At 38.9% G+C, this 23,467-nt stretch carries 21 protein-coding genes; 16 read left to right on the top strand and 5 right to left on the bottom strand.

Features of this window, described 5'->3' with window-relative positions; genetic code table 11:
• The first annotated feature begins 7 nt into the window (after window positions 1-7).
• The 11 genes from ribF (at window position 8) to H4J41_RS10950 (ending at window position 12,769) form a co-directional block, all read left to right on the top strand.
• A complete protein-coding gene (ribF, locus tag H4J41_RS11000) occupies window positions 8-955 on the top strand; it encodes a bifunctional riboflavin kinase/FAD synthetase (RefSeq protein WP_182137509.1) in 948 nt (315 codons plus the stop codon).
• Window positions 956-1,074: 119 nt separating this feature from the next.
• Entirely contained in the window at window positions 1,075-3,924 is a 2,850-nt protein-coding gene (gene ileS, locus H4J41_RS10995; RefSeq protein ID WP_182137508.1) for an isoleucine--tRNA ligase, read from the top strand.
• Window positions 3,925-4,054: 130 nt separating this feature from the next.
• Entirely contained in the window at window positions 4,055-4,567 is a 513-nt protein-coding gene (lspA, locus tag H4J41_RS10990; RefSeq protein ID WP_182137507.1) for a signal peptidase II, read from the top strand.
• 12 nt (window positions 4,568-4,579) lie between these two features.
• Window positions 4,580-5,011, top strand: a complete 432-nt coding sequence (gene fkpB, locus H4J41_RS10985) for an FKBP-type peptidyl-prolyl cis-trans isomerase (protein WP_182137506.1) — start codon at window positions 4,580-4,582, stop codon at window positions 5,009-5,011.
• A gap of 47 nt (window positions 5,012-5,058) precedes the next feature.
• Window positions 5,059-5,988 (top strand): 4-hydroxy-3-methylbut-2-enyl diphosphate reductase, encoded by a 930-nt coding sequence (ispH, locus tag H4J41_RS10980; protein WP_182137505.1) that lies wholly within the window; start codon window positions 5,059-5,061, stop codon window positions 5,986-5,988.
• A 389-nt stretch (window positions 5,989-6,377) separates the two neighbouring features.
• A complete protein-coding gene (pilV, locus tag H4J41_RS10975; RefSeq protein ID WP_182137504.1) occupies window positions 6,378-6,941 on the top strand; it encodes a type IV pilus modification protein PilV in 564 nt (187 codons plus the stop codon).
• A gap of 1 nt (window position 6,942) precedes the next feature.
• Entirely contained in the window at window positions 6,943-7,902 is a 960-nt protein-coding gene (locus tag H4J41_RS10970; RefSeq protein ID WP_182137503.1) for a PilW family protein, read from the top strand.
• The gene (locus H4J41_RS10965; RefSeq protein ID WP_182137502.1) at window positions 7,896-8,444 is read left to right on the top strand and encodes a PilX N-terminal domain-containing pilus assembly protein; all 549 of its coding nucleotides are present in this window, start codon (window positions 7,896-7,898) and stop codon (window positions 8,442-8,444) included. The genes H4J41_RS10970 and H4J41_RS10965 overlap by 7 nt, the downstream gene beginning before the upstream one ends.
• Before the next feature lie 38 nt (window positions 8,445-8,482).
• Window positions 8,483-12,037 carry a pilus assembly protein gene (locus H4J41_RS17750; protein ID WP_182137501.1) on the top strand — a complete coding sequence of 1,185 codons (3,555 nt, stop codon included), beginning with the start codon at window positions 8,483-8,485 and terminating at the stop codon, window positions 12,035-12,037.
• A complete protein-coding gene (locus tag H4J41_RS10955; RefSeq protein WP_220460866.1) occupies window positions 12,037-12,444 on the top strand; it encodes a type IV pilin protein in 408 nt (135 codons plus the stop codon). Before H4J41_RS17750 ends, H4J41_RS10955 begins: the two co-directional genes overlap by 1 nt.
• A gap of 1 nt (window position 12,445) precedes the next feature.
• Window positions 12,446-12,769: a TapY2 family type IVa secretion system protein gene (locus H4J41_RS10950; protein WP_182137500.1), complete on the top strand. Its 324-nt coding sequence runs from the start codon at window positions 12,446-12,448 to the stop codon at window positions 12,767-12,769.
• Window positions 12,770-12,855: 86 nt separating this feature from the next.
• On the opposite strand, the gene H4J41_RS10945 is transcribed toward H4J41_RS10950, so the two are convergent.
• From H4J41_RS10945 to nadE, 3 genes are all read right to left on the bottom strand, one after another.
• Window positions 12,856-13,449 carry a GspH/FimT family protein gene (locus H4J41_RS10945; protein ID WP_310649823.1) on the bottom strand — a complete coding sequence of 198 codons (594 nt, stop codon included), beginning with the start codon at window positions 13,447-13,449 and terminating at the stop codon, window positions 12,856-12,858.
• Window positions 13,450-13,778: 329 nt separating this feature from the next.
• Complete coding sequence (locus H4J41_RS10940; protein ID WP_182137499.1) at window positions 13,779-14,342, bottom strand: GspH/FimT family pseudopilin; 564 nt, start codon at window positions 14,340-14,342, stop codon at window positions 13,779-13,781.
• A gap of 78 nt (window positions 14,343-14,420) precedes the next feature.
• Window positions 14,421-15,263 (bottom strand): ammonia-dependent NAD(+) synthetase, encoded by an 843-nt coding sequence (nadE, locus tag H4J41_RS10935; RefSeq protein ID WP_182137498.1) that lies wholly within the window; start codon window positions 15,261-15,263, stop codon window positions 14,421-14,423.
• Window positions 15,264-15,474: 211 nt separating this feature from the next.
• On the opposite strand from nadE, the gene glnB reads away from it, so the two are divergent.
• Complete coding sequence (gene glnB / locus H4J41_RS10930; protein ID WP_182137497.1) at window positions 15,475-15,813, top strand: nitrogen regulatory protein P-II; 339 nt, start codon at window positions 15,475-15,477, stop codon at window positions 15,811-15,813.
• A gap of 168 nt (window positions 15,814-15,981) precedes the next feature.
• Here glnB and H4J41_RS10925 read toward each other — a convergent pair whose 3' ends face one another.
• Window positions 15,982-16,746 (bottom strand): outer membrane protein assembly factor BamD, encoded by a 765-nt coding sequence (locus tag H4J41_RS10925; RefSeq protein ID WP_182137517.1) that lies wholly within the window; start codon window positions 16,744-16,746, stop codon window positions 15,982-15,984.
• Between the two features lie 152 nt (window positions 16,747-16,898).
• Here H4J41_RS10925 and rluD point away from each other — a divergent pair, with 152 nt between their 5' ends.
• The 3 genes from rluD to clpB all read left to right on the top strand — a co-directional run bounded on the left by rluD (window position 16,899) and on the right by clpB (window position 21,436).
• On the top strand, window positions 16,899-17,876 hold the full coding sequence (gene rluD / locus H4J41_RS10920) for a 23S rRNA pseudouridine(1911/1915/1917) synthase RluD (RefSeq protein ID WP_182137496.1): 978 nt from the start codon (window positions 16,899-16,901) through the stop codon (window positions 17,874-17,876).
• On the top strand, window positions 17,866-18,699 hold the full coding sequence (pgeF, locus tag H4J41_RS10915) for a peptidoglycan editing factor PgeF (RefSeq protein ID WP_182137495.1): 834 nt from the start codon (window positions 17,866-17,868) through the stop codon (window positions 18,697-18,699). The genes rluD and pgeF overlap by 11 nt, the downstream gene beginning before the upstream one ends.
• 157 nt (window positions 18,700-18,856) lie before the next feature.
• A complete protein-coding gene (clpB, locus tag H4J41_RS10910; RefSeq protein ID WP_182137494.1) occupies window positions 18,857-21,436 on the top strand; it encodes an ATP-dependent chaperone ClpB in 2,580 nt (859 codons plus the stop codon).
• A gap of 54 nt (window positions 21,437-21,490) precedes the next feature.
• Here clpB and H4J41_RS10905 read toward each other — a convergent pair whose 3' ends face one another.
• Window positions 21,491-21,949, bottom strand: a complete 459-nt coding sequence (locus H4J41_RS10905) for a hypothetical protein (RefSeq protein WP_182137493.1) — start codon at window positions 21,947-21,949, stop codon at window positions 21,491-21,493.
• 237 nt (window positions 21,950-22,186) lie between these two features.
• Here H4J41_RS10905 and pssA point away from each other — a divergent pair, with 237 nt between their 5' ends.
• The gene (gene pssA / locus H4J41_RS10900; RefSeq protein WP_182137492.1) at window positions 22,187-23,038 is read left to right on the top strand and encodes a CDP-diacylglycerol--serine O-phosphatidyltransferase; all 852 of its coding nucleotides are present in this window, start codon (window positions 22,187-22,189) and stop codon (window positions 23,036-23,038) included.
• Window positions 23,039-23,467 lie beyond the last annotated feature (429 nt).

Here is a 23,467-nt window from a genome sequence, read left to right as displayed (position 1 = left end):
TAATTAGATGCAATTAACACGTGGCATTCATAACATGCAGATTAACGTTGATAACAATCGTCAAGGTTGCGTGTTAACTATTGGCAATTTTGACGGCGTTCACTTAGGGCATAAGCAAGTGATTCTTGCTTTGGTTGAAAAAGCCAGAAAGCTAAACTGCGAAGCTGCCGTATTGGTCTTTGAACCCCAGCCTCAAGAGTTATTTTCGCCTGAAACAGCCCCCGCAAGATTGTGTCGATTACGTGACAAATATGTCCTATTAAAAAACTTAGGTATAGATAGATTAATTTGTATCAATTTTAATAGAAAATTTGCTAGTCTAACTGCCGAGACCTTTATCAAAGAGTTATTAGTTAAACGCTTAGCGATAAAACACTTGATTGTTGGTGATGATTTTCATTTTGGTAAAAATCGCCAAGGTAATTTTTCCATGCTTAAGGCTGCTGGCAAGCAGTTTGACTTCTCAGTCACTGATACCGCAAGCCATAAATTAGCAGGTTGTCGGGTAAGCAGCACAGCAATCAGGCAGTTATTAGAGAGAGATGATTTAGACGGCGCAAAAACCATGTTAGGGCGGCCCTATTCAATTATTGGCAAAGTTTTTCATGGTGATAAACGCGGCCGTGAAATAGGTTTTCCTACCGCCAATATAAGATTAAAACGTCGGGTTTCGCCTGTTTCAGGGGTTTACGCGGTGCAGGTTAAAAGCCCATTTGGTCACCATTACGGTGTCGCAAACATAGGTTCAAGACCAACAGTTGCTGGTATTAGGCAACAATTAGAAGTACATATATTTGATTTTGATAACAATTTATACGGCGCAATCATTGAGGTAGTTATGTTGAAAAAACTACGAAGTGAACATAAGTTTAACTCGTTAGTTGAGCTTACCGAACAAATTGCCACCGATACTGAACAGGCCCGCACTTTTGTGCAACATTTAGCTATTACTTAACGACATCGTAACGATAACTTATTGGTAAAAAATTAATAAATTAGCGATAAATTAAGCAAATAAAATATAACATCATACTAAGCAAAGCCTAGTGACTACGACAACGGATATTTATTTTAATGAGTGATTATAAGCAAACCCTAAATTTGCCCGCAACTTCTTTTGCTATGAAAGGCAATATGGCAAATCGTGAACCGAATATGCTAAAAGAATGGGCAGAGAAAGATCTATACGGTCAAATTCGTGCCGCTAAAAAAGGCAAAAAATCATTTATTTTGCATGACGGCCCTCCGTATGCCAATGGTGATATTCATCTAGGTCACTCTGTTAATAAAATTTTGAAAGACATTATTGTTAAATCAAAAACCTTATCAGATTTCAATGCGCCATACGTGCCGGGTTGGGACTGTCATGGTTTACCGATTGAACTAATGGTAGAGAAAAAGATTGGCAAACCAGGCCATAAAGTTTCTGCTAGTGTTTTTCGTGAAAAGTGTCGTGAATATGCCGGCAAGCAAATTAATGCCCAACGTGAAGATTTCAAACGCTTAGGCGTGTTTGCTGATTGGGATAAGCCTTATCGTACGATGGATTTTGATACCGAAGCTAATATTATTCGCTCATTGGGTAAAATTGCTGAAAATGGTCATTTACACCAAGGCTTTAAACCTGTGCATTGGTGCACAGATTGTGGCTCATCTTTAGCGGAAGCTGAAGTGGAATATCAAGATAAGCAATCACCCGCTATTGATGTGAAATTTACGCTTGTTGATCAAAGCATTGCTGATAAGTTTATTCAGCCAGAAGGTCATTCTGAAGCGCATGTAGGTGAAGGTTCAGTTTCAGTGGTTATTTGGACCACTACACCTTGGACATTACCCGCTAACCGTGCGGTGGCTGTGAATGCTGAAGTAGAATATAGCTTAGTACAGTGTGAAACAGCGCAAGGAAAAGAACGCTTCATCTTAGCCTCTGATTTAGTGGCTTCGTGTATGGAGCGCTTTGGTATTGATAAATACCAGATATTAGGTCTTTGTCAGGGCAGCGATTTAGACCTTGTCGAACTTAAACACCCATTTTATGATTTTACCGTGCCATTAATTTTAGGTGAACACGTGACGACCGATTCAGGTACGGGTTGTGTTCATACAGCGCCAGGTCATGGTGTAGAAGATTTTGTTGTCGGTAAGATATATGATTTAGAAGTGGCAAATCCAGTCGGCGCCAACGGTGTTTATTTAGAAGATACCCCACTTTTTGCCGGTCAGCATGTTTTTAAAGCCAATGCTAATGTTGTTGAAACCCTAAGAGAGCATGGCACATTAGTGCATTATCATGCGATAGATCATTCTTACCCGCATTGTTGGCGTCATAAAACACCATTGATTTTCCGTGCTACACCACAGTGGTTTATTAGCATGGACAAGAAAGGTTTACGTCAAGATTCATTAAAAGAAATTGAAAAAACACGCTGGATTCCTGATTGGGGCCAACGTCGTATTGAATCTATGGTTGAAGGTCGTCCTGATTGGTGTATATCACGTCAACGTACGTGGGGCGTGCCAATGGCATTATTTATTCATCAAGATACGGGTGCTTTGCATCCTCGCACGATTGAATTAATTGAAAGCGTAGCAAAACTTGTTGAAGAGAAAGGCATTCAAGCATGGTTTGATTTAGAGCCATCAGCGCTTATCGGCGATGATGCTCAAGTATACGTTAAAGTTCCTGATACCTTAGATGTTTGGTTTGATTCTGGTACAACACACTACTCTGTTATTAATGCCCGTGAGGAGTTTGACGGCATTGCTGACTTGTACTTAGAAGGTTCGGATCAACATCGTGGTTGGTTTATGTCTTCAATGATTTCTTCAGTCGCAATGAACGGTAAAGCACCTTATAAGCAAGTACTGACTCATGGCTTTGTGGTTGATGCTAAAGGTCATAAAATGTCTAAATCTTTAGGCAATGTTATCACGCCAAAAGAAATCACCAATACACTAGGTGCAGACATTTTACGCTTATGGACAGCGTCGGTAAATTACACCCAAGAGATCACTGCAGGCGATGAAATATTTAAACGCCAAGCTGATGCTTATCGCCGTATTCGAAATACCTCGCGCTTTTTATTATCAAACTTAAATGGCTTTGACCCCAAAACAGATTTAATTGCTTTTGATGATATGGTGGCACTTGATCGTTGGGCGGTAGATAAAGCGGCGCAGTTACAAGCAGATATTATTGCGGCTTATGATGAATATGAATTTCATTTGGTCGTGCACAAGTTAATGAACTTCTGCACAACAGAGCTGGGTGGCTTTTACTTAGATATTATTAAAGACCGCCAATACACTGCTAAAGAAGACAGTGTAGCTCGTCGTTCATGTCAAACAGCGATGTATTTAATCGCTGAAGCGATGACACGTTGGATGGCACCCATTTTATCTTTTACGGCACAAGAAATCTGGCAAGCATTGCCAACACCATCAGGTGAGACTCGTGAAGAGTTCGTTTTTACAGGTGTTTGGTTTGATGGTTTACCAAAAGCTTCAACAGCTAGTGTGTTAAATAATGATTACTGGAACGAGCTTTTATTAGTGCGCACAGAAGTCAATAAAGCGCTAGAAAATGCCCGTAAAGAAAAGCAAGTGGGTAAAGCGCTCGAAGCCGCGGTTACATTATATGCCACCAGTGAGCTGGCAGAAAAATTGCAGCAATTAGGCGAAGAACTACGTTTTGTATTAATTACCTCTAAAGCCGTGGTTGAAATTGTTGAGAGTGCGCCAGCAAATACTTTAGCCACTGAAGTTGAGGGTTTATGGTTAACTGTTGCTCCAGCACAAGGTGTTAAGTGTGATCGCTGTTGGCATGTCACAGAAGATATTGGTCAAGATGAAAAGCACCCAGACCTTTGTGGACGTTGTATTATTAACGTAGAAGGTGACGGTGAAGTTCGTCAATTCGCTTAAGTAGAAAATAGGCGAATGATATTGAAACTAAAACGTGTAGTACTTGTTTAAAGTCTGCACGTTTTCTCGTTATTAATAGAGTGAAGTATCGCGCTTCAAACGCGAGCAATATAAGAGAGTTTATTGTGCTATGAAAAAGTTATTTACCGAAACAGGCTTACGTTGGTTATGGTTAACCTTGGTTTTTTTAGTGGCCGATCAAGTGACAAAACAATTAATCGTCAGCAATATGGACTTGTATCAATCAATCGATATTTTGCCTTTTTTCAACTTCACTTATGTCCATAACCTTGGCGCGGCATTTAGCTTCCTTGCCGACCAAGGTGGTTGGCAACGTTGGTTTTTCACTGCGATTGCTGCCATTGCCAGTATTGTTTTTATTGTTTGGTTAGCAAAAACGCCTAAACAACAAGCACTATTATCAGTGGCATTTGCGTTAATGTTAAGTGGTGCAGTGGGCAATCTTATTGATCGTGTGCTATTTGGTTATGTTATCGACTTTCTCGACTTTTATGGCTTTGGCTATCATTTTCCTGCCTTTAATATTGCCGATTCAATGATCTTTATTGGTGCTGCACTGATGATTTTCGATTCATTTAAAAATGGTGAACCGAGCAAAAACACACAAAATATTAAGACTTAAAGAGATATTTATATGACAAATTTAGTAACGGCTTCTTCACAAATTATTGCACACATTACTATGAAGCTATCTGACGGCTCTGCAGCAGATAGTACTAAGGTTAACAAAAAGCCAGCAAAAATAATTATGGGTGATACCAGTATTTCACCAGCGTTCGAGGCGCAACTTACGGGCATGTCAGCTGGTGAGAGTAAAGAGTTTACCTTAGCCGCTATTGACGCATTTGGTGAGCCTTTACCTGAGAATATTCATTACATGGATATCAGTAAGTTTAATGAAGACGCTCCAGCAAAAGTAGGTAATATTATTACTTTTAGTCAACCAGGCGGCGAGTTACCTGGCATGATAAAAGATGTCTCAGGCAGTTCAGTCACTATCGATTTCAATCATCCGCTAGCCGGACAAGACGTTACTTTTGTTATTGACGTTGTTGAAGTTACCTAAATTACCTAAATTGATCAGTTAATCAGTTCAGCAATAATGAGAATGTTATGGAAATTATTTTAGCTAACCCTCGAGGTTTTTGTGCCGGTGTTGACCGGGCGATCAGTATCGTTGATAGAGCGCTCGATTTATTTGAAGCGCCTATTTATGTGCGTCATGAAGTGGTGCATAACAAGTTTGTGGTTAATGGCTTAAAAGAACGTGGCGCGGTATTTGTTGATGAGCTCAACGAAGTGCCTGACGACAGTACGGTAATATTTAGCGCTCATGGTGTGTCAAAAGCTGTGCGCAACGAAGCGAAAAATCGTGGCTTAAAAGTCTTCGATGCCACCTGTCCTTTGGTCACTAAAGTTCACATGGAAGTATCACGCACGAGTCGAAAAAATATTGAATGTATTCTTATCGGACATGCGGGTCACCCAGAGGTAGAAGGCACCATGGGGCAATATGAAAGCACTCAAGGTGGTATTTATTTAGTTGAATCTACTGAAGATGTGGCAACACTTGAAATAAAAAATCCAGAAAAACTCTATTATTGCAGCCAAACAACATTATCAGTTGATGACACCAGTGATGTTATCGATGCCCTAAGAAATAAGTTTCCTTTGATTCAAGGGCCGCGTAAAGATGACATTTGTTATGCGACACAAAATCGTCAAGACGCGGTGCGATCTATTGCAGAGCACGTGCAATTAATGCTGGTGGTTGGTGCTAAAAATAGCTCTAATTCTAATCGTCTGCGGGAGTTAGCAGAGAAAATAGGCACCAAATCCTATTTGATTGATACAGCAGATGACATTGATGTTTCGTGGTTAGAGGGTATTGAAAAAGTGGGAGTTACAGCTGGAGCCTCAGCACCTGCAATTTTGGTTAAGCAAGTTATAGAGGCGCTTAAATCTCTGGGTGGTAAAGAGGTGATTGAATACCCAGGCAGAGCGGAGAATACTGTATTTGCGGTACCGATAGAATTACGCTAGTCTTAGAATATATTTTACAGTGGTAATGTGTAGATAGTTTTAAATTAATTATCATTTAATTTTTCACTTACTTTTTCACTTACTCTGTCAGCTGATTTTTTAGTTACTTTTTTAATTTCAATGATTATTTATGATACTAAATTTTAATTTACGAGTAGTGTAGTGTTTAAAAACAAGGAAAAATACTCGTAATAATAATTTAAGGTATGAGTTAATGCAGTTCACCAATGTGATTTTTAACACATATGATGGTCTAATTAGTAGTGATTCCCCCGATCTCTACCTGCGTATTTCTTCGTATAAAATTATCTATTTCAATCGGTTAAATTTTTCAGCTATAGTAACAACATCTGTTGTTCGCTTATTCTTATTTAAAGGGAGATTAAATATTGAGTAACTCATTTTCCTATTCCTCATTTCAAAAGCCTTCTTTAAATAAAGGCCTGACATTTATTGAAGTGTTAGTCGCCGTTTTTATTTTAGTGACAGGTATTTTAGGTGCAGTAGCTATGCAAGCTTCGGCTAAAAAAGGTAGCTTCGATGCGATGCAACGCTCTGTTGCATCTGCGTTAGCGCAAGACATAGTCGAGCGTATGCGGAGTAATAATACCACTACATTAGCCGAGTATGCGGCTACCGATTACGGCGAAACACTTAATTCATTACCGGCCAATCGTTGTTATAAGCTTGATAGCCTCTGTACACCGGCAGAAATGGTTATTAATGATCAATATGAATGGGAAATGTCCCTTATGGGAGCTGATGTTGTTAATGACGGTAATAATCAAGCGGGCTTAACCGGTGTTAGGGGATGTATAAGTCAGGCATTGAATGCAGTAACTGTAGTGGTGAGCTGGGAAGGGCGCACCGAAATAGCTGACGCGGCAAAAGACAATTGCGGTACAGCTGGTAATAAAAGACGGCAAGTTATTGTTAAGGCATTTATAAATTAATATGAATAGTCAACGTGGTTATACCTTAATAGAAATATTTATCTCCTTGGCCGTCGGTTTAGCACTTTTTGCCGGCATCCTCAGCGTTTTTGTTGGCATGAAAACTACCACAAAAGAAACAGCAACTTATGGAGAGTTACAAGAGAATGGCCGTTTTGCTTTAAGTGTTCTTAGTGATGATTTGCTCAGACAAAACTTTTGGGGTGATTACAGTGGCACGTTAGACCGATCAATGTTAACTGCATCACCAGATGACGCCCCAGGTAACGAATGTGTTGGCGAAGGTTTAAATAATGGCACTTTTCCAAATGCTGTTGGGCATTTTAGAACGCTTTGGGGTAAAACAGTAACCAATAGTTCCCTAATGGGCTGTATTGATGATGCAAAAATAACGTCTGATATTATCCAAATAAAACGCGCTATTTCTCAACCTCTAACAGCAAGCACCAGCAATAATTACTATATTATTTCAAACATAAGTGAAGCAGAAATATTTACTGGTACCAATATACCAACGGTCTCAAATAGCCAAGTTTGGGAGTACCAGCATCATATTTATTATATTAGGGAAGAAGCCCAAGGCAATAATACTGTGCCCAGTTTAATGCAAAGGCGCTTAACAACCAATATGGCTTTCGACGCTATCATTGATGGCATTGAAATGATCCGCTTTATGTATGGTATTGACACTGACGCTCCAGGTAGTGCTGGGTATGGCATTGTTGATGCTTTTCTATCAGCAGATAATATGACCTCTACCCAATGGGATAACGGCAATAATAATAGAATTTTAGCCATACGTATTTATGTACTAGCGCGTAGCATTCTTCCTGATAACAAATATACTAATACTAATACTTATAATTTAGGTGATTTTCCTGTTACGTTTAATGACAATTATCGTCGATTATTATTTAACTCTACGGTAACTTTATACAATGCGGGAGTCGACTCATGGTAAAACAAAAAGTAAAGCAAAAAAATTATGCTGACAATTTGATAGCCAATAGACAATTATTTAATCGCCAAAAAGGTGTGGTATTGATTGTGGCTTTGGTATTTCTTGTTGCCTTAACCGCTGTTGCTGGTGCCTTGATGCAAAATTCCACATCAGATATGAAAATGTCAGGTGCTAGTGAAGAAAAAGTGGTTGCCACACAAGAAGCGATAAGTGCTAGCGATGAGGTGATGTTCAGGCAAATTAATGCTGACTCAGGAAATAATAAATTTGCTGCTGCTATCGTGCGATTTCAAGATGAGGATTTTGGTAATGTTACAGATAGTTTAAATATTACCAATACCGATAGTGATACCACCGCAAGTCTTAATGTTGCCAACAATGATCTTGAGCTAGAACCTGATTGTTCCCACTCCAAATCTGCCTCTTCAGTGCAAATATTTACTTGCAATGTCTTACGCGTGCAAGTAGTGCGAAAATATGGCCGAAAAAACACCAATGAAGTTGAAGTAAATACTGGGGTTGTTCAGCAACTTTTACGATGAATTTATCGGTGTTTAAGCTAAATACAGGAGTTAATAACGTGAAAAGATTTTTTGCCATAAGCCTATTAGTATTAACATCAACTCTATCATATAGTGAAGATATTGAGTTGTACGTTAACGAAACGGTTAAAGTCGCTGCATCAAAAATACAAGTGCTTATTATCCTTGATGATTCTGGTAGCATGAATACAGAAGAAACCGTTAAAATTAGATATAATTCAGCCGAGAACTACCCTGCAATCGCTAATACAACAAAATTCTCAAGCGAACATTTATATTATAACAAAGGTGATGAGATCCCTAAGCCAGATAATTCCTCAGAGCCAGATAAGCGACGCTTTTTAGCATCTTTAAATGGTTGTAGCAGTGCTAAATCATCATTAGCGAATAAAGGTTTTTATACCGCGCATATTCGACGGTATAAAAATAAAACCAAAGAATGGAAAAATCTTTCAAGCGAAAGTGGTCGTAATATCAGTGTAGTAGATTGTGAAGATGATGTTTTAAATAGTAATACAGGTAATGCCACTGATTTTGAGTCAGGCTTTCCGGTTAATTATTTAGGTAGTAAGAATAATCCTGTCTACTTTACCGATGACATAGACAGCTCAGATGTCGATTGGAGCGGTAAAGTAGTTACGCTGTATACTGAAAATTACTTACGCTGGTATTACGGTGATAATACTCAAGAAGAACAGCGAACCCGAATGGAGATGGCTAAAGAAAGTATTAATGATGTTATTACTTCTGCACCGTCGATCGATTTTGGTCTGCAAGTTTTTAATTATAATTTTGGCGATAGATCATCTAGTGGCAATGGCGGCCGCATTGTTGCTGGTATCAGGGAAATGACTGAAACTAATGAAACTACAATATTAAATCTGGTTAATAATCAAGTTTCCGCTCAGGGTAGCACGCCATTATGTGAAACTTTATATGAAGCCTCTCGCTACTTTTCTGGTGATAGTGTTAAGTATGGAAAGGATGATATCGATGTAGACTCTCAGGGATACAAAAAAAATAACCCCCCAAGAGATACCTCAATTGAATCATCGGGTAAATACGTTTCACCCTTTTCAGGTTGTAGCGACAAAGTCTATGTTATTTTGATCACTGATGGTGAACCACAATATGATCATCATGCTGATAGTAGTATTGAAAGTTTATCTACGGTAGAAGATGGTGAAACCATTAACTTCTCAGGTAGTAAATACAGTTACGAAAATTCGGCAGGCTACCAGCAGAACAATTATTTAGCAGGCTTAGCTGAGTGGATGAGTAGTCGTGACCTTAATACCGAGTTAACCGGTAAGCAAACAGCTGATATTTACACTATTGGTTTTAGTGAAGGTTCTGCTAATGCCGAACCTTTACTCAAGGAAACAGCAGCGCTTGGCGGTGGGAAATATTTTTATGCAACAGATAGTGCTCAATTAACCGCTGCTTTAGTTGGTGCTTTAGAAGATTTAGAACCTAGTAATGACAGCTTAACCTCAGCATCTGTTGCTGCCAACAATTTCGACCGTACAGAGACCTTAAACTCTGTTTATTATGCGATGTTTCAGCCTGAAAATGGACCACGTTGGCAAGGTAACCTTAAAAAATATAAAGTAGTTAGTAGCAATCAAATAGGTAAACATGGCAATTCAGCACTGGATCTTAATAGCGGTCAATTTTCTGAAGACGTTACAAGCTTTTGGTCAGCAGATAACGCTAAAGATGGTGCTGCTGTAACAAAAGGTGGCGTAGCTGAAATGTTACGTAATAAAACCAACCGGATAATTTATAGTGATATTGGTAGCAGTGACGCTTTAGCTTTGTTAACACAGACTTCAGCTGAAACATCATTTGGTGGCAGCGCTGAACTGGCAACGGCACTAGATGTAAATGAGAATGAGGTTGGCACTTATTTACGTTGGGCCAAGGGAGAGAATGTCGATAATATTGAATTACCTGATGGCTCTATACCCATCATGCGACCAGATGTTTTTGGTGATCCATTACACTCTAAGCCGTTAGTGGTTAATTATGGCGATAGCATTCGAATTCTTATCGGCACTAATGCCGGTGCACTTCATATGTTTGAGGATAAAGGTGATAGCGTAGATGAAAGCTGGGCCTTTATGCCAAAAGAGTTTTTTAAAAATATTAAGCCATTAAGAGAAAACTATTCAACAGCAGAGAAAGTTTATGGTGTCGATGGCAACATAACGTCATACGTAGAGGATAATAATGGTGACGGTGTTATAAATGGTACCGATAAAGTGTGGGTATTCTTTGGCTTACGACGTGGAGGAACTTCATATTACGCACTAGATATTAGTACCCCAAGTTCCCCAAGTAAACTTTGGCATATTGATGCCTCTACCACAGGATTTGGCCGGTTAGGGCAATCATGGTCTCAGCCAAAACTGGGTTATTCTAAGCTAAATATTTCAGGCTCTGGTAATAGTGCGGTTGCGGCACCCGTATTGTTTTTCGGTGGTGGTTATGATGTGGTAAACGATTCAAATACGACAGTAATTACTTATGCTAAGGGCAACGCTGTTTATATGATCGATGCTAAAACCGGCGTATTAAAATGGAGTATGGCTCCTGCTGGTGGTGATACGGTATTCCCTGGAATAGACAGTATTCCATCAAGTATTGCCATATTAGACAGTGATGGCGATGGTTTAACTGATCGATTATACACAGGTGACACGGGAGGCAATGTTTGGCGTGTTGATATGCCTAGCGCTAATCCCGCTGACAGTGAGGATCCATGGTCGGTCTTTAAGTTAGCAGAGCTAGGTGGAGTAACCAACACCACTGATGATTTACGCTTTTTTAATGAACCATCTATCGTTCGTACCTTTATCAGTGAAACAATTGAAACAAAAGTCACAGATCTTGATGGTGAAACAGCTATTTTTCATCATCAAGAAAAACCTTATGACGCGGTACTTATTGGTAGTGGTGACAGATCAAACCCATTAGGTACAGATACTAATGACAGATTCTTTATGATTAAAGATCAACATATTAAAACTAAGTCTTTTTATAATATAGTCGAGCCAAAAAAACCTGTGGCACAGTTGAAAAGTGATTTATATAATTATACCGATAATCCTTTTGATCAAACGCTAACACTTGCAAAGCGCAATGAATTAGCAAGAGATGTTAGCAAGAAATCGGGTTGGTTTATAAACCTAAACCTTGAAGACACGGGTGAAAAAAGTACGGCTGAAGCTATTGTTATCAACGGTGTAGTTTATTTTACGACTTTTATTCCACCTAATTTAGATCCTAACCTTGTCTACTGTGAACAACCTAATGGTACCGGATTATTATATGCAGTCGACCTTGCATTAGGTACTGCGGTTTATAATTGGAAGATAAATGATGATGTGCCACCGGATGATGTGCCACCCGACGACGCCGTCAGAAGTATCAAAATAAGTGAGCAGTTTTTAGGTGCGCCAACGTTAATTGTAGTACCTGACGCTAACGGCGACACTATTGGCAATATCATTGTTGGCAGAGAGGTAGTCATTACACCCTTTAAACTGCAGACCATGCGAACTTATTTGTACATTAAGGAAGGGGCATAATGTCAAAAATTAAAGCACTTAATGGCTTTACATTAATCGAGTTGTTAATCGCAGTTGCTATCGTTTCGATTCTAGCGGCTATAGCGATTCCGTCATATACTGACTTTGTTGCGCGCTCAAACCGCACAGAAGCTCAGCGAGAATTATTAAGAATAGCAAATATGCAAGAGCAATTTTATGTTGATACAAGAGCGTACACCGCTGATATGACAGCGTTAGGCCTAGGTAATGACCCCTTTATTACTGAAAATTCTTACTATAGTATTGATGCAACTCTGGCAAACGGAGGTTTTGTGTTAACGGCAAAAGCACTTGAACCGCAAAAATCAAATGACAGTAACTGTCAGGTGTTATCTGTTAGCAACACCGGACAAAAATTACCGGCCGATGTCTGTTGGGAGCAATAAAATGAAAAATATAATATTTGTGGTTACTTTACTACTATTGACTCATGTAATTTTCAATGTGGCTGCAGCTAATATAGTGGTAAAAAAGTACAAGGTTGACGTTAAATGCCATATCGAATTGGTTGGTGGTAAGCAGTTGATTTACTTTGCTAGCGTGAAAGAAAGTCAGGTCAATAAACTTATTGATACCCTAGCTAATCGCAAAGTTCCAACACCTTTTTCTAAAGAGAGGCAGCAAGTGTATCGGGCATTTGAGTGTGTGTTGTTAAAGGCTAAGTTTAACTCTGTCAAAGCGAATCAGCTATTTGACGCACAACCTCGTTAATAGTCTGTTCGCCTAAATAATATTGCTCAGTGAAAAGTGAAAGTGATTTTATTTTATAACTGTGCCCAGTAGTTGTTGGGCATATATTAACTACAAGAAACTTCAATACCCTTTCTATTTTCATCTTTACCGTCATTGTCGGCATCAGCAGTCGTATATACCCGACCTGACAGAGATATTTCTACACCACGCGATAAATTACTATTACTTTTAGGGCAATAACTAAAGTTGCTATTACCCCCAGAGACTAACCGGCCCGTTGGCGCAAAAATAATAAGACCTTGACTGAATGTTAACGTGTCACCGCTAGCAATTTTCCCTTTAACTTTAACCAACTCTTCATTTACGCTGTCATAAGTCTTATTGTTGACTAAGGTACTTGCACTATTGATAAAGACACTTAATTCATTTTGCCAGTTGTCGCTGCAAGTTGTGCCGTTTAACGGGCAAAGGGTGACATTTTTACCACTATTGATAGCACTGTTTCTTGCTGTTAATACCAAGCGATGAATTTCACTTATTTCACTATCAACTCTTAATTTTACTATAAACTGACCTAAACTGGGGCCAGCAATGGCTGTTAATATTCCAATAATAGCAATGCCAATAAGTAACTCAACAATAGTAAAGCCTTTGATTAATTTTTTATGTTGAGATTTTTTAATAGGTAACTTAGACACAAGGACAACTTTAGTGAAGATTAATGTTTTACTTATAACATTGTTGCTTAAGCTCAGCTAGGAAAGTTTGTTTAAATCATCGGCGCTAATCATAGCCTTGATAGCAGGGATATTCACTTTTCTCACCTACTTGATAAAGCGAGTGTTTTACTGTTCTATTATTTTAGCTTGAGAGCAGCTAATCGCTATGTCGTAAATTCCGTCTATTGTTAACTTGATAAGGTATACACAAGGATTAAATACCACTGAGCGGGTATTAAAATAATGCATATTACACCCATCATAATATAATAATCAACATTAAAAAAAGTAGACAAAAAAACAGTTAATTAAAAACATTTTATTTTAACTCCTGTGCGCCTGACATTCTTGCCGTTAGTTTTATTGGCTGCGCTAACATAGGCTCTACCTGAATTTCTTACAACAATACCTCGGTTTTTATCATTATGGTACTTAGGGCAATAACTAAATGTAGCGTTCTGTCCCCAGCCTAATAAATGCCCTGTTGGAGCATAGGTTAAGCCAATACGTGTTTTGCCATATTGTAGTTTATCTCCAGCTTTTATTGCGCCTTTTTGAGCGATCAGTTGTTCATCCAGTGCCGGCTCATATACTTTATTATTGTTAATGTCAGTAAATACACTCAGCTCTTGGTGCCATAAGTTTTTACATCTTCCTTGGCTATTTAACGGGCATAAAGTTACGCCAGTGTTATTGCTTAAGGCGCTATTTCGAGTAATTAAAATCAGACGATGCAGGGTAGATATTTCATTGTCTACGCGGGTGTAAACAATGAAGTTATTTAGGTTAGGAACACCAATGGAAAGCAAACTTAGCATTATAGCTAACCCAACCATAGTTTCGATAATCGTAAATCCATTATATTTTGACACTACAACCATTCCTTAGTTGAATAACCTTTTCAGTGCTAGGTATAGTCAAAAATATTGTAATTTACCAAACTAAATTAATTAACTTTCATATATTGTTGGAATTTCTGAGCGCTTATGCTGCGTTTTCATATAGATAGCAATTATTTTTTCTTCGACTAATTTATCTGTGTTCTTACCTTCTAAAAAATCATCTAATTGGTCGTAACTTAGTCCTAACGCATCTTCATCTGTTTTACTTGGCGCTAGCTCTTCTAAATCAGCGGTTGGCGCTTTATCGATTAACTGAGCAGGAGCACCTAAACTGCTGGCAAGCTGCTTCACTTGACGTTTAGATAAGCCAAATAAAGGTGCTAAATCGCAAGCCCCATCACCCCATTTTGTAAAAAAACCGGTAATGTTTTCTGCTGAGTGGTCTGTGCCTAGTACCAAAGCGCCTAATATGCCAGCAATATGATATTGCATTACCATGCGAGTACGAGCTTTGACATTACCTTTGGAAAAATCTACTTGTGCAGCATTGGCGGTTAAAAGATCAGCCGCTTGTAATGCCCGGATGGTTTCAGTATGTATACCCTCTGTGCCTGCAAAGATATTAGTGGTTAGACTATGATTAGGTTTTATAAACTCAAGTGCAAGCTGAGCGTCATCTTCATCTGCTTGTACATCAAAGGGAAGTCTTATCGCAATAAACTTATATGGCGGTTGATTTTCAGCGTTTTCGTTATTCAAAGCGTCAATAGCGAGTTGAGCTAAACGCCCGCAAGTAGAGGAATCAACGCCACCACTTATCCCTAAAACAAGAGATTTAAGCCCCGATTGTATTAATTTTTTTTTGATAAAATTAACTCGACGTTCAATTTCAAACGCAGCATCAATTTCAGGTAATACTTTCATTTCATTGATTATTGCCTGGGCGCTCATGATATTTCCTTCTGGAGTATGTGGCATGTTACTTTTAAGCTGACTTATGCCAGCAGGTAGCTTTAGTGTAACAAAGTCTATCTTCAATTAGAATTTTTGCACTATAGGTATAAGTTAATTCTGTGTACAATTACTTGATATTCAGTTGTGATGTAGATAATAATAATTATCAGTAAAATGCTGACGCGTAAATCAACCTATAGGCTGTAAAATGAAAAAGATAGAAGCGATAATTAAACCATTTAAAATGGATGATGTACGTGAAGCACTAGGCGAAATTGGTGTGACGGGAATGACAGTATCAGAAGTTAAAGGCTTTGGACGTCAAAAAGGGCATACAGAGCTTTATCGTGGCGCAGAATATATGGTGGATTTTTTGCCAAAAGTAAAATTGGAAATAGTCGTGAAGACAGAAGATGTTGATCGCTGTGTTAACACCATTTTAGAAACAGCACAAACAGGAAAAATTGGTGACGGTAAAATTTTTATAACGGCTGTTGAAAGGGTGATACGAATTCGTACGGGAGAAGAAGACGAAGAAGCTATCTAGCGTTAACCTGTTAAAAAAATACCAGCACTAAGCTGGTATTTTATGTTCAGGCCTTTCTCTCAAACATCCTGTCTTTCGAGACACTAGTAAATCCCTATACGCTCGATGAACGGTATGTCGTGATCACCTGAATGCGCAAGAACGACGATCTTCATAGAAACTAAAGCGTTACTTAGCAACTCGTGGATTGTTAGGATAATTTGCCGCTAAAACTTGTTTGGCATTAATCTGTAAATCATTCAAGCCTAACTTGCCATAACAGACAATCATAATTTCTAATGCTTCTTCTGTTTCTGGGCTAGGAGAAAAATATTCAACAATATATTTTCCTCGGTTAGCAGAAGAAACATAGGCTTCACGCTTTAAGTAATAGCGCGCAACCGATAACTCATATTTTGCTAGGCGTGATTTAATGGCAATCATACGTTGGCGAGAGTCTGCAGCATATTTACTGTTAGGATACTTCTCTAATACTATTTTTAAATCATTGAATGCAGCGTGCGCCGCCGTAGGATCACGGTCTGAACGGTCTATTCCTGCTAAATTTTGGAATAAATTTTCTTGGGTAGCAACATTGATTAATGCACGCATATAATAGACATAGTCTAAGTTTGAATGCGCTGGGTTTAATCGTAAAAATCTGTCGGTAAGTGCCAATCCTTGCGCAGCATCACCGCTTTTGTAATAAGCATAAATTAAATCTAATTGTACTTGATGAGAGATTGGCCCATAAGGAAATCGAGAATCTATCGCAGATAAAATTTGGATCGCTTTTTGATATAAGCCATTATCAAGCGATGCTCTAGCATCAGAGAATAATGCTTGAGCTGACTTATCTGGCACCTTCTTAATATCTCTTTCACTTGTTCCTGAACAGCCTGTTAATGCTAACACTAGCGCAAGGCACATTATTTTTATTGTCACTTTTTCCATAGACTTCAATATCACTACTTTGTTTTAGTTAAAATAAATATCCTCCTCACTATAATTACTTAATGTAATTGCTTTAGCAAAGAGGTAAAATAAGCTATAGCATTCTAACCTAGCAATCCTGCCTTGCACAGTGCTAATTAATAGAGAGTTTGATGGCTGAGATAATTCAACACCGGGATACGGTTCCCGAATCATGCTTAGGTAAACGTTTCGACCAGACTTTGGCTGTAATGTTCCCTGATTATTCACGTTCACGGTTAAAAGAATGGATTTTAGCCGGTCATATTACGGTTGACGGCCTAGTTGTCGATAGACCACGAGAAAAAATGTTTGGTGGTGAAGAAGTAGCCATTGATACACAAGTTGAGAGCGAAGTACGCTTTCAAGCACAAGATCTACCTTTAAACATAGTGTACGAAGACGATGATATTTTAGTCATCAACAAGCCTGCGGGCTTTGTCGTACATCCTGGCGCAGGTAACCCTGATGGCACAGTTTTAAATGCCTTACTACATCACTGCCCGCAGTTAGATGTTGTACCTCGTGCTGGTATTGTTCATCGTTTAGATAAAGATACTACGGGATTAATGGTGGTGGCAAAAACAATTGCTGCTCAAACTAATCTGGTTGAATCACTACAAGCGCGTGAAATTACCCGTGAATACGAAGCTATTGCCAGTGGTATTATGACCGCAGGTGGTTTGGTTGATCAGCCTATTGGTCGTCACGCTACAAAACGTACCCATATGGCGGTTACTTTTTCAGGTCGCCCTTCGGTAACACATTATCGTGTGATGGAAAAGTTCAGGTTACATACCCGTTTACGCTTGCGTTTAGAAACGGGTCGAACTCATCAAATTCGTGTTCATATGGCTCATATTACTCATGCACTGGCGGGTGATCCCGTATATGGCGGCCGTCCGCGTCCTCCAAAAAATGCCTCTGAAGAGTTACGAGAAATGTTACAACAATTTAAGCGCCAAGCCTTACACGCGGCAATGTTATCTTTATATCATCCGATAACAGGTGTGCAAATGACTTGGCATGCTGATGTACCTGAAGATATGGTGGCGTTAGCTGATATGTTGCGTAAAGATACCAAAATCCATCTTACTGATAGTGATTACTAACTTATCTAATAACTTACAATGTATTAAATGGCCAACAGAAGGTGTGTTGGCCTTTGCTACTACTCGCTTAATGCCTAGTAAAGATCAATTATCTAAACATTCAGCGCATTTATTATCAAATAGTACTCACACAGAAAAATTCCAAGCCGAGTTTGATGCTTTTAATCTAGGCGATCATGTGGGAGATTGTCCCAATACTGTGGCCCGAAATAGAAGCTTGTTACTTGATTACCTGCCAAGCATGACAAAAATTCAATGGTTAGAGCAAGTTCATGGTAATAATGTCGTTGTTGTTGACAAACATCAAAATACGCCTATTGTCGCTGATGCTGCGATAACACATAGTCAGCACATCGCTTTAGCCATAATGACCGCCGACTGTTTACCTATTTTGTTATCAAATAAAGATGGTAGCGAAATTGCGGCCATTCATGCAGGTTGGCGACCACTAGCCGCAAATATAATCGAACGTACCATTAGAAAAATGCATAGTGCGGCCGATGAGATTTTCGCATGGATGGGCCCTTGTGTTGGTCCTCAAGCTTTTGAAGTTGGCCCAGAGGTAAAACAGGCATTCTGTCAAATGTCAGTAAAATTTGAATCTGCTTTCAAACCTGTGCCATTTTTAAATAATGGCAGAACAGAGGTAAAGTTTCTGGCCAATTTGCAGTTAATCGCCGAGTTACAACTCTTGGCATTAGGGGTTACCAAGATCACTAAAATTGCAGACTGTACTTATAAGCATAGTGCTAAGTATTATTCTTATCGCAGAGACGGAAAAACCGGGCGTATGGCTAGCGTTATATCTATACATTCACTCTAGTAAAAATTATCCCTTATAAATAAGGTGATTATTTAAAAGTGTTCTGTTGATTTAGGTCAAAGTTTTAGCGACTCTTTTCTTGAAAACCCTCCTTGGTGTCCTTATAACATAGATAACTAAACTGTAAGCCCAGTAACATGGCACTAGGAGAACATTAATGCGTTTAGAAAAATTTACCCAGGCTTTTCAAGTAGCAATATCTGATGCACAATCCATCGCATTAGGTAAAGATCATCAATTTATCGAGCCAATACATCTAATGCTTGCGTTATTAAATCAAAACGCCAGCAGTATTATCCCTTTATTAAAAAGTGCCGGTATCAATGTGCGAACGTTAAGATCGCAAGTTGAAGTGGCTCTCGAAGAATTAGCACATGTGTCGGGCACAGGCGGTGAAGTGCAGCTATCGTCTGCCATGGGTAATATTTTAAACCTTTGTGATAAATTTGCCCAAAAGCATGGCGACAAATTTATCTCCTCAGAAATATTTATGCTAGCGGCGTTACAAGATAAAGGTAAGTTAGGTCAAATTCTTAAAGGCTTAGGGGCGAGTGAACAACGTATACAAGACGCGATAGTTCATATTCGTGGCGGTAAGAATGTTGATGATGCTAACGCCGAAGAAGTGCGTCAAGCATTGGATAAATACACTATTGATCTAACCGAACTAGCAGAGCAAGGAAAGTTAGATCCAGTTATTGGTCGCGATGATGAAATCAGGCGTACCATTCAGGTATTACAGCGCCGCACTAAAAATAATCCGGTATTAATTGGTCAGCCAGGCGTTGGTAAAACCGCGATTGTTGAAGGCCTAGCTCAACGCATTGTCGATCATGAAGTACCAGAAGGTATCCGAAATAAACGCGTATTGTCACTTGATATGGGCGCACTCGTTGCCGGCGCTAAATATCGTGGAGAATTTGAAGAACGTCTTAAAGCGGTACTCAGTGAATTAAGCCAGTTAGAAGGGCAAGTCATCTTATTTATTGATGAACTACACACTATGGTTGGCGCGGGTAAAGGTGACGGTGCTATGGACGCCGGTAATATGTTAAAGCCAGCGTTAGCACGCGGTGATTTGCATTGTGTTGGCGCTACTACATTAGATGAATATCGCCAATATATTGAAAAAGATGCGGCATTGGAACGTCGATTTCAGAAAATTATAGTAGATGAACCCAGTGTTGAAGATACCATTGCTATATTACGTGGTCTTAAAGAACGCTACGAACTCCATCATAATGTTGAAATAACAGATCCCGCTATTGTTGCCGCAGCAACCTTATCTCATCGCTATGTTAGCGATCGTCAATTACCCGACAAAGCTATCGATCTTATTGATGAAGCGGCTTCTAGTATTCGTATGCAAATGGATTCTAAGCCAGAGAACTTAGACCGATTAGAAAGGCGTTTAATCCAACTGAAATTGGAACAAAGGGCTTTATCAAAAGATTCTGATCCGGCCTCTAAAAAACGTTTGGACCTCATCTCGGATGAAATCGCCACTTGCCAAGTCAGTTATGACGAGTTGGATGAAGTCTGGAAAACCGAAAAAGCCGCACTACATGGTACACAAGCGATTAAAACTGATTTAGAGCATGCTCGTATTGAACTTGAAGCGGCTCGTCGCGTAGGCGATCTTAATACCATGGCCGAGTTACAATATAGTCGCATCCCTGATCTTGAAAAACAGCTAGATCTTGCTAGCCAAGCAGAAATGCAAGAAATGACCTTGCTGCGAAACAAAGTGACTGACGTAGAAATAGCTGACGTGTTAAGCCGAGCTACCGGAATTCCGGTTGCAAAAATGCTCGAAGGTGAATGTGACAAATTATTGCAAATGGAAGATAACCTGCACAAACGCGTTATTGGGCAATCAGAAGCGGTAGTTTCAGTATCAAATGCTATTCGTCGCTCAAGGGCAGGTTTGGCAGACCCAGATCAACCCATAGGCTCATTCCTATTTCTTGGCCCTACTGGTGTAGGTAAAACAGAATTAACTAAAGCTTTAGCCCACTTTCTTTTTGATAGTGAAGATTCATTGGTGCGAGTTGATATGTCAGAGTTTATGGAGAAACACTCTGTTGCACGTTTAGTGGGAGCGCCTCCAGGTTATGTCGGTTATGAGGAAGGTGGCTATTTAACTGAAGCGGTGAGACGTAAACCCTATTCTGTTATTTTACTTGATGAAATTGAAAAAGCGCATCCTGACGTTTTTAATATTTTACTACAAGTATTAGATGACGGACGCTTAACTGATGGGCAAGGGCGTACGGTCGACTTTAAAAATACGGTTATTATTATGACCTCCAACATTGGCTCAGATATTATTCAGGAATATGTTGATGACAGCCAATATCCGCAAATGAAAGCTCGGGTAATAGCAGAACTTGGTAATCACTTCAAGCCAGAGTTTATTAATCGGGTCGATGAAACCGTAGTGTTTCATCCTTTACTTGCTGAGCAAATTAAAAGTATCGCGAGTATTCAAATATCGGCCTTAACTAAGCGATTAGAAGAACGCGATATCACCATGACATTATCGGAAGCAGCATTATCTTTTGTTGCGGCGGCGGGCTTTGATCCAATTTTTGGTGCTAGACCTTTAAAACGCTCTATCCAGCAAGAAATTGAAAACCCTTTAGCACATAAATTATTGGCTAACGAATTTTCCGCTGGTGATCATATATTTGTCGAGCTTGTTGATAATAATTTGAATTTCACCGTTAAAGCTTAGTGGCGTTATCGTAAGCTAATATACCCTAGATGCAGGCTGACAATGTTTACTGATTTAATCAGTACAGTAAACTTCAGCCTGTTTTTTATTCATCGTTAACTGTTGCTGTTTTTCTAATGCCGTTAATATCTCTACACTACCTTGCCCATTTTTATATTGAATTGTATCAAAATTGGCTAATGTTGTTATATTTTCGCGAGCAGTTAAACACTTCTCATCATTAAGCTCATGGTTAACATTACTTTTCTCGCTACTATCACCCAAAGTATTATTTTGTAATTTTAAAGCTTCATCACTACTCGCTTCATCACTACTCGCTTCATCAGTAATGACGGAAGATTTTTTATTATTTGACATACTAATTTCGATATAGTCATCTCGGTCAGGCTGATGTTGACTAAAATGAACGACATTATGTTCGTCGAACCAACGATAAACCGTCATTTTTTCAGCTGCAAAGACATCAAAATACACTAATGTGACTAAACAGAATGACAAGATTTTAATGTGCATATTGATACCTATCCATAAGTTAATACTTAATTTCCTTATTATTAGCATAATGAGCTAAAACAATAGTCACTGGCGACTATTCTGTAATCACTATAATGTTTTATAACAACACCAAGACCAGTTTACAAATGTTTGCTAGTTTTATTAATCATTCATGGGTACTACAGCTACCGTTAATAATTAAACTTATGCTAGATTAGAGCTCTCTATTCATATTAACGTATTTCGGTTTTACTTATGCCAGACAAACATAATGACGATTCGCTACAAACTCGTGGCATTTATCTTTTACCCAACTTATTAACCACTGCAGGATTGTTTTCTGGCTTTTATGCCGTTATATCATCAATGAATGGGCATTTTATTAGTGCCGCGGTTGCTATCTTTATTGCGATGATTTTCGATGGTTTAGATGGCCGAGTTGCACGAATGACTAATACTCAAAGTGAGTTTGGCGCAGAATATGACAGTATGGCTGATATGTTGTCATTTGGCATAGCACCAGGAATAGTAGCATATAATTGGGCGCTTTCAAGTTTTGGCAAGTTTGGTTGGTTAGCCGCATTTGTTTATGTTGCTTGTGCCGCATTGCGTCTTTCACGCTTTAATACCCAAGTTGGCATCGCCGACAAACGCTATTTTCAAGGCTTAGCTAGCCCAGCCGCCGCAGGCGTTGTTGCTAGCCTTATTTGGGTTGGTAGCGAATATAAAGTTAACGGTCAAGACTATGGTTATTTTGTTGGAATTATTACCATCATACTTGGCCTGTTAATGGTGAGTAATTTTAGATACAACAGCTTTAAGGAAGTTGACTGGAAAGGTAAGGTAAATTTTGTTGTTGTACTATTAATAGTGCTCGCCTTTGTGGTTATTGCATCGAGTCCTGAAAATATCCTGCTTATTATATTTGCTTTCTATGCTTGTTCAGGACCATTTACCACTATCCGATCAGTAAAGAAATTGAAATTAGAGCATGTAGTGGGTGACGATCAAGATGCTGACTTTCACCGTCATAGTGAAAATAAAGCGACAGATGCCGAAAAAGTAGCAGAAGAAGAGACTAAATCAAAAAAAGAGCCTGAAAAATAAAGCTAATCACCTTATATAAAACATGCTTACACATTTATTACTCAGTCGCTTTATTACTTCTAAGTATAATCTAAGTATAAGAAGCGAAATATATAAGATAAAAGCAGCAGTATTTAGCGCTTATTTCATCTTGTTAGAACGAAAAAACAACGTCTTGCTTAATTAAAAGGCAAACAGTCATTTAATCGCAATTTAATTGATATTAGGTGTTGACGTGAAGCCAGAAATCTCTAGAATGCGCTCCAGTTCCAAGGGGTAACCCAAACGAACGGTTTTAATGAGTTATCTAATCTAGTCTAGGCTAATTAAGTTAACTTAACGTTTTAAAAATGAGTTTGAATCTTCTGAAAAGAAAGTTTAAAAAATCTAAATAAAACGTTGACATTAAAACTCAGGTGCGTAGAATGCGCATCTCGCTTCAGGCAAGGC

The organism is Colwellia sp. MB3u-45 (assembly GCF_014077005.1).
Lineage (GTDB): Bacteria > Pseudomonadota > Gammaproteobacteria > Enterobacterales > Alteromonadaceae > Cognaticolwellia.
This window is presented reverse-complemented; position numbering and strand designations above follow the sequence as displayed.

Excerpts from the sequence above, each read along its gene's own strand:
- ribF (WP_182137509.1), top strand. The coding sequence starts at position 8 with ATGCAATTAACACGTGGCATTCATAACATGCAGATTAACGTTGATAAC.
- ileS (WP_182137508.1), top strand. The coding sequence starts at position 1,075 with ATGAGTGATTATAAGCAAACCCTAAATTTGCCCGCAACTTCTTTTGCT.
- lspA (WP_182137507.1), top strand. The coding sequence starts at position 4,055 with ATGAAAAAGTTATTTACCGAAACAGGCTTACGTTGGTTATGGTTAACC.
- fkpB (WP_182137506.1), top strand. The coding sequence starts at position 4,580 with ATGACAAATTTAGTAACGGCTTCTTCACAAATTATTGCACACATTACT.
- ispH (WP_182137505.1), top strand. The coding sequence starts at position 5,059 with ATGGAAATTATTTTAGCTAACCCTCGAGGTTTTTGTGCCGGTGTTGAC.
- H4J41_RS10970 (WP_182137503.1), top strand. The coding sequence starts at position 6,943 with ATGAATAGTCAACGTGGTTATACCTTAATAGAAATATTTATCTCCTTG.
- H4J41_RS10965 (WP_182137502.1), top strand. The coding sequence starts at position 7,896 with ATGGTAAAACAAAAAGTAAAGCAAAAAAATTATGCTGACAATTTGATA.
- H4J41_RS10955 (WP_220460866.1), top strand. The coding sequence starts at position 12,037 with ATGTCAAAAATTAAAGCACTTAATGGCTTTACATTAATCGAGTTGTTA.
- H4J41_RS10950 (WP_182137500.1), top strand. The coding sequence starts at position 12,446 with ATGAAAAATATAATATTTGTGGTTACTTTACTACTATTGACTCATGTA.
- nadE (WP_182137498.1), bottom strand. The coding sequence starts at position 15,263 with ATGAGCGCCCAGGCAATAATCAATGAAATGAAAGTATTACCTGAAATT.
- glnB (WP_182137497.1), top strand. The coding sequence starts at position 15,475 with ATGAAAAAGATAGAAGCGATAATTAAACCATTTAAAATGGATGATGTA.
- H4J41_RS10925 (WP_182137517.1), bottom strand. The coding sequence starts at position 16,746 with ATGGAAAAAGTGACAATAAAAATAATGTGCCTTGCGCTAGTGTTAGCA.
- rluD (WP_182137496.1), top strand. The coding sequence starts at position 16,899 with ATGGCTGAGATAATTCAACACCGGGATACGGTTCCCGAATCATGCTTA.
- clpB (WP_182137494.1), top strand. The coding sequence starts at position 18,857 with ATGCGTTTAGAAAAATTTACCCAGGCTTTTCAAGTAGCAATATCTGAT.
- H4J41_RS10905 (WP_182137493.1), bottom strand. The coding sequence starts at position 21,949 with ATGCACATTAAAATCTTGTCATTCTGTTTAGTCACATTAGTGTATTTT.
- pssA (WP_182137492.1), top strand. The coding sequence starts at position 22,187 with ATGCCAGACAAACATAATGACGATTCGCTACAAACTCGTGGCATTTAT.